The organism is Streptomyces sp. NPDC088762 (assembly GCF_044750905.1).
Lineage (GTDB): Bacteria > Actinomycetota > Actinomycetes > Streptomycetales > Streptomycetaceae > Streptomyces.
On sequence record NZ_JBIVKT010000004.1, the window covers coordinates 537,323 to 550,265 of the forward strand.

Sequence of the window (12,943 nt, forward strand, 5' to 3'; positions counted from 1 at the left end):
CATGGACCTGATCACCTTCACGCACGCCGTGACCCGTGCTGGCGCGGGCTTCGGCTTCTTCCTCGTGGTCGTCACCGCCGCGGCCGTGTTCTACGGCAACGGACGCTCCATCAAGAGCCTCAAAAAGCACAGAATCTGGCTCCCCTGGGTGTCCTCCTTCGCCGTCATGGTCCTGGCGTCCGCGGTGTCCGGCGGGTACCTGGGCAAGGTCTCCGCAGGATTCACCGGCACCGGGAACAAGCTCGGGGCCGAGGTCGGCAGCACGGCCATCGGCCAGTCCGGCGAGGGCGCGGTGGAGATCCACGTCACCGAAGTGCTCAGCTACTCCGGCTCTTGGATCGCTCTGTGCGCGGTCGTCGTCTGGTGTCTGTTCCTGTGGTTCGCGAAGGGATGGGGGGAGCGGGCCCTGGCCCTCTCCGGTGCGCTCTCCGGCGCTTCGTGGGGCATCGCTACCTCCCTCGGCGGGGCGGCGGCCATGATCGGCATTCCGCTCGTCTCCTGGCTCGGAGAGCAGGTCATCGGATGAGCACCAGACCGGGCCCCCTGATCACGCGTACGACGGCCGGGGCGGCGAACATCGCGGTGTTCCTCGCGCACTGGGCCGGCGGCCACACGGTCTCGGAGGAGGAGTTGCTCCGGCGCATCCTCAAGGCCCGCGCCGAGGCCCACGCTGAAGCCGTGGAAGAGCACCAGCGGGAGGCTAAGCGGGCGCACAAGAAGGCGACCAAGCTGCGGCGGATCGCCGCCGAGGACGGGGGACTTGTCCCCGCCGCCCAGAGCGACCTGGAGCAAGCCGAACGCGAGGGCCGCCGCCACGACGTCGCGTTGGCGGCCCTGGGGGACTGGGAAATCACCGACATCGACCCCGGGCATGTGACCCACCGCCGGAAGCGGATCGCGGCTCTGCGCTGCACCGTGCTGACGCTCCCCGTCGCGGGAGTCGTGGTGGGGGCGTGGCTGCTGGACGGCGTGGTGCTCCTGGTCTCCACCCTGGGCGCCGTCACGGCCTGCTGGGCCCGGGGGAACCGCCCCTTCGAGCTGACCGTGCGCCCGGTCCCCGCCGAGCTGCTAGCCGACACCGCCCGGCTCACGCTGGAGGCGGCCGAGGAGGAGGAAGCGACTCAGCTTCTCGACGTCGGGAAGTGGAAGAGGGATCTCCTCACCCATGTAGAGCAGCGCGTGGCCATCGCCAAGATGGAGGGCAAGGGCGGCGTCCACTGTGTGGACCTGCTGCACGGGCTGCACAAGCAGGGCGAGTTCGTCGGCCTCACCTCCGCCACCTTCCCGGCGAAGCTCCGCGACGCCGGTATCCCGACGAAGGTCGTCAGCGTCGTCGGGGACAAGGCCATCGGCGTCTCGTACGACGACCTCACCAAGACGCTCCAGCACATGCCGCGGCTGCCCAACCACCTGGTGCCCGACCTGACCGCCAACCCCTCCCCCGTGAAGGCGGGGCAGTCCCAGTAAGCGGGTAAAAGTGCAGGTCAACCACTCACCGTTCACCTTTACCACCTCATTTACCCGATCACCTGGCCCCCGCCACCAGCACCGCGGCGGGGGCCTTCGCGTACCCCGAAGGAGCAGTTCCGTGGACCCCACGACCCGCCAGGCCGTCAACGCCATCACCGAAACCCTGGAGGAAGGACGCGACGTCGCCGAATTCCTGGCTCACGCCCTCGCCCACGTCGCCGCCGCCGAAGGAGGCGTCGAAGAGGTGCTGCGCAACCGCCCCGGCTCATGGGAGGCCACCCACATCCGCGGCCTCCTGCACGGCACCGTCGGACACGACGGCGAGGCCCTCATCCACTACACGGAGACCGGCCGGTGAGGGCCCGCGAGATCAAATACGAGGCGAAGTTCAGGGCCGGCTACCTCCTCCGCGACATCCTCAACGGCTGGGAGCCGGAGGAGCTGATCGAGGAGCACGGGCAAGAGACCGTCGACAGGATCGCCGAGGAAATCCACGTCATCGCCGACCGCCTGATCAAGCAGGGCGGGGGGACCGCGTGACCTTCACTCCCCACCGCGGGCTCCGCGTCTCCGCCAACGCCGCCCGCCGCCCGCCGCCCGCCGCCACGGAGGTACCCGATGAACGAGACCGAGACCCCGCCTGTACGCCCCGAGGGCGGCGGCACCGAGCCGGACGACCTGATGTGCACCTGCTACCTCAAGGCCCGTGCCGCAGCGCGGGCTCGCGTCCGCAGGTTCCGTTCGTACTGACACGTCTTGCATTGCCGCTTGCCTTGTAGACGTAGGTGTTGACCTCGTCGAACGGGTGGCCGTTCAAACAATGAGTCTGTCGGGCCTGCTGCGCGGAAGGGCCGGTCCCTCTCAGGATGTTCTCCTTCTGCGTCACCGCCTCCAGATGCTCCGGATTCGCGCACGCCCGATTTCGGCATAGGTGATCAATCTGGAGCCCCTCCGGGATCGGCCCCTTCGCCTGCTCGTACATGATGCGGTGGGTGTAACGCTTTTGCCCAGTCTCCAGCTTCACCGTCCGGTAGCCGCCGGAGTGCTTACCCACGGCCAGACGTAGCAGGGCGTCATGTACCAGGGCGGCGGACCCGTGAGGTTGGTCGTGATCGTCGGACCGATCGAGAAGCTCATGACCTGCACTTCATCAACCGCAAGCCCTCGGCGGCTGCGGCCGACCGGGTGATCATTTAGAAAGAAGAAACCCATGACCGGCACCCGGCCGGCCAGCGGGGGTTTCCGCTTTGGGGGATGTTGGGCCCTGATCAGTTCGGGTCCAACTCCCAGTCAGTTCACGCCCTCAGTTCAGATCGCTGAGGATGATCTGGAGGTTGCGCTCAAAGGCCCCGCTGCTCGGCATCCTCCCCTTCTCTCGCCCGATCTGCACCATCAAGACGAGAACCTGACGCGCCAGGGCACGGAAGTCAGTGGCACGCCTGCCCAAGTCGTCACCGACCACTCGCGCGTCGTCCTGGCGGTAGACGTTGAGCGCGTTCACTCGCCAGAAATCGTGAGCCAGGTGGTTCCTGCTCGCGACCGCTTCCTCAAGCGCCTTACCGAGAACGGCGTCATGCCGCTTCACCTTCTTGATGTTGTCCGACATGTTGTCGCTTCCGCCCCACCCGCCAGCAGCCAAAAGCTCACCTCGCTCGATCATCTCGAACCGGCGTTCAGCATCGAAGGCGTGCAGCATCGTCTCCAGCATCACCGCGTAGTACATGGCCTGCCCGTAGCCGAGGAACAGCGCGGGAAGTATCAGTTTCTCTTCGTCGTGCTCGCTGCCGGTCATTGCGTGAGTATCCGGGACCTCTAGCCTGGCATCCAGTGAGAATCCGCGTTCTGAGATCCCTGGGCAAGGGCCGCAGTCCGTAGCCCCCGCCCCGGCCGGCCAGCGGGGGCTTCGTCGTTTCAGGGTCAGCAACGAACTCAGACGTCGCTCGCTTTGGTCGGCACGGCTGCTCCGCAGTCGTGGCCGGCGAGCCACAGCTTCGCGGCCTGGTGATCCTTAATCTTGGGCGACTCCTGCTTGCAGACAAGGCAGGTTGCCGTCTCGGTTCCGAGGTCGCGGCCGAAGCCTTCACCCTCGAACGCGAACCGGCCGCGCCCGTACTGCTTCCGCAGCAACTTCTCGAACTCGCTGCGCTGCACGCGGCTGCCCGCGTCGTCGGGGTTCATGAGCTGGACGCTCCTCATGGAGCCAAAGCCGTTCGAGATGGGCGCATAGACCGCCGCACCCTGCTTCCTATCGGTACTCATGTCTCCTTCTCCCTAATCTGGCGCAGGTCAGGCGGCTGCTAGGTCCTTCACCATCACCGCGTACAGCGGGGAGTCGTCGGAGGGCTGGGCCTCGCTCCGCTTCACGTATCCCCACTTCTCGTACAGGGCCTGCACCTTCGGGTGCGAGGAGTCGACGAGGAGCGTGACGTAGTCGACCTCGAAGGAATCGAGTAGCGCGTCATGGAGCTGCTGGGCACGGCCGGTGCCTTGCCATCGCGGCAGCACCATCAGCTCGGACAGTGCGAGGATCCGGCCGATGACGCCCTTGGGGCGGTCCGCTCCCACCCACCAGCCGCCCGGCTTGAACCGCGAGCCGTAGGCGTATCCGACCGGGCCGCCGTCCTCCCAGCCCGACACGCAGGACCAGTCCTCGCGCCCCGACCAGCGGTCGACGAAGCCGGCGAACCGCTCGCGGGAGTTGAACGGGGTGGGCTCGGACGCATAGACCTCGTCGTGGATGTCCAGCAGCAGCGAGCGGACGTCCGGCGCGTCGGCGTGCGTGTACCACTTCAGATCCATGTGCGTGACTCCTCGATCCAGCTCGCGACCGAGGGCGTCTTCGTGCCCGTGGTCTCGATGACCTTGCGGGTGACCGCGAGGGTGTTGGTTGTCCGCTGCGAACCAGACGTCGGCGGCAGCATTTCGTGCGCCCGCCGTCCAGTCGCGCAGGCCAGTTCCACCTCTCCCTGCCGGGCCTGCGCGAGGGACAGGTGCGCGGTGTAGAGGGCCCTGTTGCGGACCATGTCGTCGGGGATGGAGGCAAGGGTCCGGTGGAGGCAGGACTCGGCCCGCTCGTGCTCCCCGAGCGCCGTCCAGACGTACGAGGACAAGGCGTCGCACTCGGCCTGGCTGTAGAACGAGATCCACCCCGGCGTCTGACCGCCCTGAGCGCGCGCGTAGGCGTTCTCGGCGAGGTGCATGGCCCGCAAGGACTCCTGCGGCCGGTGCAGCCGAGCCAGGGCGTTGGCGTTCCTCATGTGTCCCAGAGACGCGTACAGCGGATCGCGTCGGGCCACGGACGACCGCTTCATGACCTCTGCGCCGGCTGCGGCCTCGCCGTGATTCTCCCGCTGGCTGGAGGCGAGCATCAGGTGGTCCCAGACCCGGTACATAGCCGTGCTGTCGCGCGAGAGACCCGCGAGGGTGAGGGCCTTGTCCAGGTGGGTGCGGGCGCGCAGAGGGGCCCGCGCGTCGATCGCCCCGAAGGCGGCCAGGCACGTCACGTCGGCGGCGAGCCGGTAGGCCTGGCGCTGGACGCGGTCCGATGCGGTGCCGACGGCCACGGAGGACTGAATGCGGGCGGCGAGTTCGACGGCCCTGTTCTCGATCCCTCGCGTGCCGCCAAGCCGTGCGTCATCGCGCAGCAGCTCTGCGTACTCCAGTTGGAACCGGTCGGCGTCGGACTGCCCCAGACGAGCGCGGCGTGCGGGAGCGACGGCGGCGACGGCGGTTGTGGTCGCTGCGAGAAGGAGGGTACGGCGATGCACAGGGTCCTCCGCTTGTACGGCAGTACGAGGTGGGCTGAACCCTAAATCCCCGACCGGGCACCCGAACACCGCTTCCAGCGCAATGCAGGTACGGCCGATGGGGCGCCTGGTCGTGCCGTTGAGGAGATTCCTCACCGTCCGCGCAGAGACTTCGCCCGGTCTGCCGGTCAGCTCCTGGAGAGCTGTGTTCATCTGACGTGCCAACTCGTCCTGCACGAAGCCGAGTTTGTCCATCTGGGCTTTCAGGATGAGGTTCGCTCCCATGCCACAGACCGTAGCCGCACCCCTACAGCCCGCACTAGCGGATGGGTAATGCGCACGCAAAGTTTTCCGGGTGGACGGGAGCAACCCGACGGCAACCTTTCCTGTTCCGCGCCGCCCAGCGGCCGTTGACTGGTCACACGCCGCACGGACCGGGCTCCGGCCCTCCCTAGCAGGAACGCGCGGCACCGCGAGCGAAGGCCGGTCCTTGCAGTCCCCCTTCAGGGACCGGCCTTCGCCCCAGACGGAGGAGACGTTCATGGCCACCGCACCGCGCCCCGCCTCGCACCAGTCACTCCCCGCCTGGATACATGAGGGCGCCCGTGTGGTGGACGGCCAGGAGCGCGAGGCCATCGTCCAGTTCATCGGCGACTACGAGGACCCGGCCACCCGCCGCTTCATGCCGAACGCCGTGTTCTTGCGGCCCGAGGGCGGCGGCCGGGAGTGGATCGTGGCCCCCGAGGCCCTCCGCGAGGCTGACCCCCGGTGAGCCCGTTACGCGGGTGGCGCCAGCGGCTGGCCGTTCTCGTCTACGTGTTCGCCGTCAGCGCCCTGGTCATCACGCTCGCCGTCGCGGGCAACACCAGCCGCTGACCCACAGACTCCCCGCACGGCCCGGTCATCGCAGGCTCCGGGTACGGGCAGGGTGCACCACCAGCACGACCCCATGCACCACTCGCATGCAACGAGAGGAGCACCACCATGAACAGCAACATCCAGGTCAGCAACCTGACGCGGCGTCTGGACCACTCGGTCCCGGACGGCGACTTCGCGCCGGAGGTGGCCGTCGAGTCCCTGACCCGGCGCCTGGACCACTCCGTCCCGGACGGGGTGTTCGAGCCGCAGACCCCCGCCATCTGACCGCAACTCGAACCTGATGCCGCCTGAATGACGGCATGGCGGGCCGACTCGGAGCAGACAGCCGGGCCGGCCCGCCTCCTTTTCCGCACCCCGACCAAGGAGAGTCCGCCGTGCAGATCACCACCACCGTAGAGCCCGGCTCCTTCTTCGACCTCGGCCGCCAGGACCCCGCGCTGATCCGCCTGCGCGAGGACGACGCCCAGCAGGCGCTCCCGTTCGTCCTGATGGAGCACCTCGTGAAGTCCGGCGTCCCCTACGCCGAACACGCCCGCACCTTGCGCAGCGAGCGCGTGTACGCGGCCGGGACCGGCTTCGACTGGTTCCACGGCGAGCTGCCCGGACAGATCGCCGACGAGATCAACCTGACGGACTACGAGATCACGGAGCACACCGACGGCCGCCGCGTGGCGCTGATCCGGGCACTGGAGCGGCTGGCCACGGTTCACCCCGACGCCTTCGCCCGCGTGCGCGAGTTCGTCCGAGGCTTTCTGTGGGTGGGGCTCAAGCCCGGTTTCCGCGCCTCGTCCCTGACCAGCTCCAGCGACCCGGCGCTCCCGTACGTCATCGTGTTCTCCGAAAAGGCGCGGCGCCACATCCCGCCGAACACCGTCAGCCCGGAGCCCTCTCATCTCTTCCTCGCGGAGAACCTCCTGCACGAGGCGGTCCACCAGTCGGTGAGCTTCCACGTCCTCCAGCACCAGGTCTTCGCCGACGAGTACTCCTCGAAGACCTCCCCCAAGATCGAGATCGCGTGGCGCGCCACGCAGGGCGTCACCCGAAACCAGTTCTGGGAGGTGGACCGGGCCTTCCACGCGACGTGCGTCTACAACCAGCTCCTGCGGTTCCGCCGCGCCGAGCTGGCCCGCGACGACCTGACCGCCAACGAGCGTGCGCACGTCCAGGCCGCTTACGACGAGGGCATGCCGGCCGTCCGCTACCTCATGGACCAGCTCGAACTCCTCGGCGAGCACTTCACCGTGCATGGCAGGGGGCTGCTGACCGGCCTGCGCCACCAGACCGACCAGCTGTAGAACTCGTCCACCACAGCGGCAAACGACCATCGGAGGGGCGAGTGCTCCAGCACCTCATCACCCAAGACGAGAACCTGCGCATGATCCCCATCGATCGGGACGAGCTGACGGCCGCCGCCGCCGGGCTCCGCGGGGAACTCCGGGATCCGGCCACGGAAGCCGCCAGGCGCCGGGTACTGGCCCGGTGGACCGGAATCGCCTCGCTCGCGCTGGGCGACTACCAGAGCGCCCGCGCGTTCCTGCGGCAGGCGCTCGACCTGGCCATGGCCAGCGGCAACACTCGCGCCGTCATCGCCACCCAGCTCAACCTCGGGGACGCGTACCGCTACGCCGGGGAGGCATCGACCGCGGACACGCTCTACCGCAGCGCTCTGGACACCGCCCGCGCCCAGCAGCCCGACCTGCTCGACTTCGCACTCCAGCACTTCGCCAAGCACCTCATGGAGCAGGGCCACCTCGTACCGGCCCGCGCCCACCTACAGGAGGCGCTGCACCTTCGGCAGGCCAAGGGTGACGCCGAGCTGATCGAGTCCACCCAGGCCGCCGTCGACCACGTTGAACTGCTGCTCGCCCAGGCCGACGCCGGCGCGTCAACCACCGCCCCCGCGGAACCGAGTCAGTGGAGCAGCAGGTGGACCTCATGGCTCCAGTCCCACACCTCCACCCACACCCCGCACCGTTGGAACGACGACATCCCCGTGATCCGAGACGCGGTGCACACGCTCACCCAGCACGAACGCCTTCGACCCCGGCACCTGCAAGATCAGTTTCCCGTCGATCTGATCTCCGCGATGGCGGAGGAGGCGGAGAAGGCTCTGGCCGACGAGGGCTACCTGCACAACGGCAAGTGGAACGCCGCCGTCGGTGACGCCACCAACCGCTTCGCCAGCGAGGTCGACCTGGCCTCGGTCGTCGCCCGTTCCACCGGCCTTGAGGTCCAGCAGCCTCACACCGGCGTCTACATCGGATACCTGGAGGAGGGGCAGTTCCTCGACTTCCACGTGGACGAGTTCGGCTTCGGCGAGGCCAACCTGATCCTGTGCCTCCAGCACGAGCGCTCCACCGCGGCCCCCACGGCGAGCAGCACCGTCTTCATCACCGCCGACGGCTACCGCGCATGCGATCTCGCACCAGGAGACTGCGTCGTCTTCGACGGAGCGCTCACCCCGCATGGCCGGACCCCCCTCGGCGTAGGGGAGCGCGTCATCCTCGTCAGCTTCGGCTTCCGCGCACCCGAAGAGGCCCGGCGTACCGTCAGCCAACTCCCACCGGTCCCGCGCTGAGCCGCAGCCTGCCCTCCTCCGCTCATGACGATGCCCCCTCTCCGAGCACCAGGAGCACGGGGGCTTCGTCGCGGGCCGAGCCGGTAGGGTGCTGCCCTTGCTCGACAGAGGAGCACCATGAACGACGAACCCCTCGACCGGTGGGCCGCACGCCGCCAAGGCCGCCTGCGCAAGCCCGGCGAGAAGAAAGCCATCACCCTCGGCGCTGGCCCGCAGCGCGCCGTCCACCTCGACCCCGACGTCCCGCGGATGATCCTCGAATGGGACGGCTTCGCCTGGCAGCCGCTGACGGTGGTGGAGGACTACGCGGCGGCCTGCCAGATCCTCAATCCCGTGCCGCAGCCGCAGCAGGCCGCACAGCCCGCGCCGAAAAAGCAGCCCGGTCGCCACCGAAAGCCCCAGTCCTGACCCCGCACACACCGACGCCCCTCCCCCAGCACCCGACCGGGAAGCGGGGCACCTGCATGTCTAGGCCGGGGCCGTAGTGCCTTCCAAGGTGCTGCTGGGGCTCGATTCGCCCTCGGTGTTCACCGCGGTCACCTGGAGCCTGTAGGTCTGGCCCGCGGTGTAGCCCGGGACTGTCGCCGTCAGGGTTGGAGCCTGAACAGCCATCTTGAACACCCCTGACTCGTACAGCCGGTATTGGCGAATCGGCGGATTCGCGGTCCCCTCGTTCCACTGCACCGGCACAGACGTTTGGGTTGCAGGGGCCGACAGACGAAGACTCGTCGGCTGGGTGGGCTTCGAGGTCCGCGGCAGGACGGTCATCAGCGAGCCGGCGAACGCCGAGAACGAATTCCCGCCCAGCTGCTCCGGACGTACCGCGCGCACCTTCAGCTCGACACGGTCACCGGCCTTGAACGGGTTGTCGGCGGAGAACTTCACCGGCGCCTGGGAATCGACGCCGCCCACCGGTTGCGGCACGGTGACGAGGAGTTGATCTCCTTCGAGAAGACCGATGCTGCTCGCGGACATGCCCGGCCGCGGATTTGAATTCCCGTAAATCTGGTAAGAGGCGGCCCCGTGCACCGCGTTGAACTGAAGATGCCAGATCCCGAGGTTGCCTGAGGCCGGTGAAGGCACGCTGCTGCCGGGCTGAAACTCCAGCATGCCCGGCGTCTTGAGCGGCGCGGCCTGGCCGTAGGCGACCGGCGGCAGCGCGCTCGGGGTCTGAATCTGGAGAACAGCCGACTTGGGGCCCAGGTTCCCGTCCAACCCGATCGCCTGGAGCTGGATCGCGTACGCGGTCGCGGGTGCGATGGGCGTCCAGGTCGGCAGGGCCGGCGCCTGGGCCGGAATCCAGTAGCCGCCGATCACGGTCTCCAGGTCGGGTGTCGTCAGCGTCAGTGACGGGATGGTGGGCACGGTGGGCGCCGGTACCGGCTGACCCTCAGCAGGCATCGGGAGGCTACCCACGAACACCTGATAGCCGCGGACACCCCAAAGGCTTTCAACGCCCTTGCTGCCCATGCCCCCAGGCAAGGGCGTCACGGGGATGGCGCGGGTCAGCATGTGCCAACGGAGCTGGAACTCCCGCTCGGCCACGTACCCGCCCGGGATCGGGTCACCCTTGCGGATCTGGCATTGCGGCGGCTCGGCGGTGAAGCCGTCCGCGCTGGCGGTGTACCACGTGGGGGTGGGAATCGGGACGGGGTCGGTGGGTGTGTCGTCGCGGGTGACGCGCTGACCCAGGGTCGCGTACGTGGGGGAGGTCATCGGGATCTCTCTTTCGGGTGGGTAGGGAAAATCCGGGGCCGGCGAGTTACTCCCACCAGCCAATAGGGGTGAATGAGCACTGCGCCTCGGGTAGCTCCTCTTCCGCCTTCTTCGGCGGTGCGATGCGATTCCAGGGGAGGGTGAATCCGCGCTGTGCCCGTTGCTGGACGGTGAGCCGGTTGCGGAGGTGGTTGACGACGCCGTTCGTCTTGGCGAGGGGGTTGTACTGCTCGTAGCTGGTCCAGGGCTGTACCTCGCGCCCCTCGGACGCCTCGCGCAACCGGTCCCGCTCGTCTTCGCGTTGCAGCTCGTACGCCGCGAATCCCTGCCGGGCCCGCCAGTCCTTCAGCGGCTGCTCGTCGGTCCAGGCGACGGCAACGCCCGCACCGTTGAACACTGGCACCGGCGACACCATCCACGGAGGCGGTCCATCGGCGTTGTACGGCACCGTGGGACAGGTCGGCGGCAGCTCAGCGAGGGTTTGCTCAGCCGACGCCCGTGCGGGGCTCCCAGCCTCGTGCACGGGCTCCGGCTCCGGTTCCTCTACGGGGAGGTCGGCGTCGATGAACTCCGGCCCCCGCAGCATGGTGCGCCGCTTGGTGCCTCGCGCACGTCGCATCGTCAGTCCACCAGATCAGGCAGGCCCGACGCCCGCGGCGGCTCGGGCGCCGTCGCCTTCCGCGTCAGGGCGAACGTCGGCGGAGGGTCGCCGCCACCGCGGCGACGAACGACCGGAGGGGTAGGCGGCCGGGAGAAGTCCACCAGCGACCGCGCCGCCTGGAACGCGGCTTCCTTCGCCGCCAGGGCCTCGGCGTACGCGTCGCGGGCCTCAGGAGTCGAGAGGTCGGTGATCTGCTCGGCAGTGGCCTGCCGCGGCCGGCGCAGAAAGTTGAAAAGCTTCATGGTCACCTCGGGATCATGAGTCGCTGGTACAGCAGGCCCCGCGGTTCCTGCGGAGGGGGCGGTGGCGGGGGATCAGCCCGGATGTACCCGATCGGCGCTTCCTTCGGCTTCTGCTTCTCCTCCCGCTCCGCGCGCTCCGGGTCCTGCTCCAGGTCCGAGAGGTAGGCGGCCTCACGCTCGTACTGCTGGCGCTGCTGCTCCTGGCGGGCGAAGTAGTCGCTGGCGAAGTCGGTGACGGGCTCGTCGTCCGCAATGCCGTAGAGGTCTACGAGCTTGCTGGTTGCGGTGGGGAGTCGAACACCATTTTCGGCGGCCCGCAGCGTTCCAGCGGGAATGCCGGTCGTCTCGCAGACTTCAGCACGCGTCAGACCCGCGGCCTCACGTGCCGCCCGCAGTCGTTGCGCTCGCTCGGGGTTGAGTTCTCGTTTCGTCATGTAGAAACTATCCGGCGAGAGAGATTCCGACTGTTAACAAACTCGGCGTATCCAGCATCAACACGCCGTTTCGACCGTTAACAGACAATTAACAGCCTGCAAAAATGCCACCCTGCGGCGCATCGAGCAAACAATGACAGAGACGCCGTAACACCTTGAGCCATATGGGGAAAACGGGGTCCTGCTCGTCACTGACGGAGTAGCTCCCTCGTTGGTTTGCGCTATGCAGCGGTTCGCGTGTGCGTTTCGCCGAGCGCGGCGACCAGGATCCGCCACCCCGGAACGGCTTCCGGTGTCCGCTCAGCCCGCCAGCCACCCCGCCCCCAACGGCGGAAGGTCACCGGCGACCAGCCCGGTTCCCACTCCTGCACGGCCTCGGCCACGGACTGCCCGCTCACCCACACGTCGGTGAGGAGCAGCCACCCGTCCGGCTCGTTGTGGTCGATGACGAGGAGATCGGTGCGAGTAGCGGCAGAGAGCCGGCGCCCGTTGTGTTTCTGGGCGATCGCCGTGGGACGCATGAGTACCGCCCCGTGGCCCGGCTGCCAGAACTGGAGCTGCCCTTTCCAGGAACAACCCTTCTGCGGCATGGGGTGCAGCCGTTCGAAGGCCCGCCGCTGCCCGCCGCGTAGGCCGCCCCGGCGGAGGGGGTTTGTGTCCTCGTACTCAGCCGGGGCGGGGTCCTGCACCGCGGGCGCGGGGTCTGCCACCAGCCGGGCGAGGATCGCCGCTCTGCGCTGCGGCCCTGTCCGATAGAGCGAGGTACCCCTCACGCCTACACCACGTCGCTGAAGCGGGCGGTGACGTCCGGGGCGTGGCCGTAGCGGACGTGCGCCCAGTAGTCCGCCGCGGCGTCGGGCTCGGCGATGGCCTCAGCCATGCCTCCCTGCATGCGGCGGGTGGTGTTCCGGTGCTGCATGACGGCCCGCATATGTGAGTCACGGCGCAGGGCGGAAATATTGGCCGGGGCTGCCATGGAAATGTTGCCGGTGGGCTTGATTCGGAATGTGTCGGTGGTGGAGTCGTACATGATGTGGCTCCTGAATCGTGGTTGAGTTGCATTGCCTCACCATTCTCGGCCAGGAATTCGCGGCGCGATACTGGGGGCTACCCCTTCCCTCTATCACGAGGAGTACGAATGCGCTGGAGATTGAGCCCCACGGTTGACGCCCAGAAGAGCAACACCTACCGGGAGACGACAGACCCGCAGCACATCG

Annotated in this window: 21 protein-coding genes; 10 read left to right on the plus strand and 11 right to left on the minus strand. The window is 68.2% G+C overall.

The features are described from left to right. Position 1: 1 nt before the first annotated feature. The 5 genes from ACIP5M_RS13885 to ACIP5M_RS13905 all read left to right on the plus strand — a co-directional run bounded on the left by ACIP5M_RS13885 (position 2) and on the right by ACIP5M_RS13905 (position 2,220). Positions 2-526 carry a hypothetical protein gene (locus ACIP5M_RS13885; protein WP_401196127.1) on the plus strand — a complete coding sequence of 175 codons (525 nt, stop codon included), beginning with the start codon at positions 2-4 and terminating at the stop codon, positions 524-526. After that, positions 523-1,467 (plus strand): hypothetical protein, encoded by a 945-nt coding sequence (locus tag ACIP5M_RS13890; protein ID WP_401196130.1) that lies wholly within the window; start codon positions 523-525, stop codon positions 1,465-1,467. The genes ACIP5M_RS13885 and ACIP5M_RS13890 overlap by 4 nt, the downstream gene beginning before the upstream one ends. Before the next feature lie 121 nt (positions 1,468-1,588). After that, positions 1,589-1,828, plus strand: coding sequence for a hypothetical protein (locus tag ACIP5M_RS13895; RefSeq protein ID WP_401196132.1), 240 nt, complete (start codon positions 1,589-1,591; stop codon positions 1,826-1,828). After that, positions 1,825-2,010: a hypothetical protein gene (locus tag ACIP5M_RS13900; RefSeq protein ID WP_401196135.1), complete on the plus strand. Its 186-nt coding sequence runs from the start codon at positions 1,825-1,827 to the stop codon at positions 2,008-2,010. The genes ACIP5M_RS13895 and ACIP5M_RS13900 overlap by 4 nt, the downstream gene beginning before the upstream one ends. A 78-nt stretch (positions 2,011-2,088) precedes the next feature. Next, complete coding sequence (locus ACIP5M_RS13905; RefSeq protein WP_401196351.1) at positions 2,089-2,220, plus strand: hypothetical protein; 132 nt, start codon at positions 2,089-2,091, stop codon at positions 2,218-2,220. On the opposite strand, the gene ACIP5M_RS13910 is transcribed toward ACIP5M_RS13905, so the two are convergent. The 5 genes from ACIP5M_RS13910 to ACIP5M_RS13930 form a co-directional block, all read right to left on the minus strand. Continuing rightward, entirely contained in the window at positions 2,168-2,524 is a 357-nt protein-coding gene (locus ACIP5M_RS13910) for an HNH endonuclease signature motif containing protein (protein ID WP_401196138.1), read from the minus strand. The genes ACIP5M_RS13905 and ACIP5M_RS13910 overlap by 53 nt on opposite strands. 249 nt (positions 2,525-2,773) lie before the next feature. Then, positions 2,774-3,262 (minus strand): hypothetical protein, encoded by a 489-nt coding sequence (locus tag ACIP5M_RS13915; RefSeq protein WP_401196139.1) that lies wholly within the window; start codon positions 3,260-3,262, stop codon positions 2,774-2,776. Positions 3,263-3,399: 137 nt separating this feature from the next. Continuing rightward, on the minus strand, positions 3,400-3,648 hold the full coding sequence (locus ACIP5M_RS13920; protein WP_401196141.1) for a hypothetical protein: 249 nt from the start codon (positions 3,646-3,648) through the stop codon (positions 3,400-3,402). A gap of 108 nt (positions 3,649-3,756) precedes the next feature. Continuing rightward, positions 3,757-4,269 carry a GNAT family N-acetyltransferase gene (locus ACIP5M_RS13925; RefSeq protein ID WP_401196144.1) on the minus strand — a complete coding sequence of 171 codons (513 nt, stop codon included), beginning with the start codon at positions 4,267-4,269 and terminating at the stop codon, positions 3,757-3,759. Then, on the minus strand, positions 4,260-5,237 hold the full coding sequence (locus ACIP5M_RS13930) for an XRE family transcriptional regulator (protein WP_401196147.1): 978 nt from the start codon (positions 5,235-5,237) through the stop codon (positions 4,260-4,262). The genes ACIP5M_RS13925 and ACIP5M_RS13930 overlap by 10 nt, the downstream gene beginning before the upstream one ends. Before the next feature lie 520 nt (positions 5,238-5,757). Between ACIP5M_RS13930 and ACIP5M_RS13935 the strand changes: the two genes are divergently transcribed. From ACIP5M_RS13935 to ACIP5M_RS13955, 5 genes are all read left to right on the plus strand, one after another. Further along, positions 5,758-5,988 carry a hypothetical protein gene (locus ACIP5M_RS13935; protein WP_401196150.1) on the plus strand — a complete coding sequence of 77 codons (231 nt, stop codon included), beginning with the start codon at positions 5,758-5,760 and terminating at the stop codon, positions 5,986-5,988. Between the two features lie 212 nt (positions 5,989-6,200). Beyond that, complete coding sequence (locus ACIP5M_RS13940) at positions 6,201-6,359, plus strand: hypothetical protein (protein ID WP_401196153.1); 159 nt, start codon at positions 6,201-6,203, stop codon at positions 6,357-6,359. A gap of 110 nt (positions 6,360-6,469) precedes the next feature. Then, a complete protein-coding gene (locus tag ACIP5M_RS13945; protein WP_401196156.1) occupies positions 6,470-7,390 on the plus strand; it encodes a hypothetical protein in 921 nt (306 codons plus the stop codon). A gap of 41 nt (positions 7,391-7,431) precedes the next feature. Beyond that, on the plus strand, positions 7,432-8,673 hold the full coding sequence (locus tag ACIP5M_RS13950) for a tetratricopeptide repeat protein (protein ID WP_401196158.1): 1,242 nt from the start codon (positions 7,432-7,434) through the stop codon (positions 8,671-8,673). Positions 8,674-8,790: 117 nt separating this feature from the next. After that, positions 8,791-9,081 (plus strand): DUF6087 family protein, encoded by a 291-nt coding sequence (locus tag ACIP5M_RS13955; protein WP_401196160.1) that lies wholly within the window; start codon positions 8,791-8,793, stop codon positions 9,079-9,081. Positions 9,082-9,141: 60 nt separating this feature from the next. Here the strand turns inward: ACIP5M_RS13955 and ACIP5M_RS13960 are convergent, their stop codons facing one another. From ACIP5M_RS13960 to ACIP5M_RS13985, 6 genes are all read right to left on the minus strand, one after another. Further along, a complete protein-coding gene (locus tag ACIP5M_RS13960; RefSeq protein ID WP_401196163.1) occupies positions 9,142-10,389 on the minus strand; it encodes a fibronectin type III domain-containing protein in 1,248 nt (415 codons plus the stop codon). Positions 10,390-10,435: 46 nt separating this feature from the next. Then, positions 10,436-10,792, minus strand: a complete 357-nt coding sequence (locus ACIP5M_RS13965; RefSeq protein WP_401196164.1) for a hypothetical protein — start codon at positions 10,790-10,792, stop codon at positions 10,436-10,438. A 218-nt stretch (positions 10,793-11,010) separates the two neighbouring features. Continuing rightward, positions 11,011-11,298 carry a hypothetical protein gene (locus ACIP5M_RS13970; RefSeq protein WP_401196165.1) on the minus strand — a complete coding sequence of 96 codons (288 nt, stop codon included), beginning with the start codon at positions 11,296-11,298 and terminating at the stop codon, positions 11,011-11,013. After that, positions 11,295-11,726 carry a helix-turn-helix domain-containing protein gene (locus tag ACIP5M_RS13975; RefSeq protein WP_401196166.1) on the minus strand — a complete coding sequence of 144 codons (432 nt, stop codon included), beginning with the start codon at positions 11,724-11,726 and terminating at the stop codon, positions 11,295-11,297. The genes ACIP5M_RS13970 and ACIP5M_RS13975 overlap by 4 nt, the downstream gene beginning before the upstream one ends. Positions 11,727-11,947: 221 nt before the next feature. Beyond that, positions 11,948-12,247 carry a hypothetical protein gene (locus tag ACIP5M_RS13980; protein WP_401196169.1) on the minus strand — a complete coding sequence of 100 codons (300 nt, stop codon included), beginning with the start codon at positions 12,245-12,247 and terminating at the stop codon, positions 11,948-11,950. Positions 12,248-12,501: 254 nt separating this feature from the next. Then, the gene (locus ACIP5M_RS13985) at positions 12,502-12,756 is read right to left on the minus strand and encodes a hypothetical protein (protein WP_401196171.1); all 255 of its coding nucleotides are present in this window, start codon (positions 12,754-12,756) and stop codon (positions 12,502-12,504) included. Between the last annotated feature and the right edge of the window lie 187 nt (positions 12,757-12,943).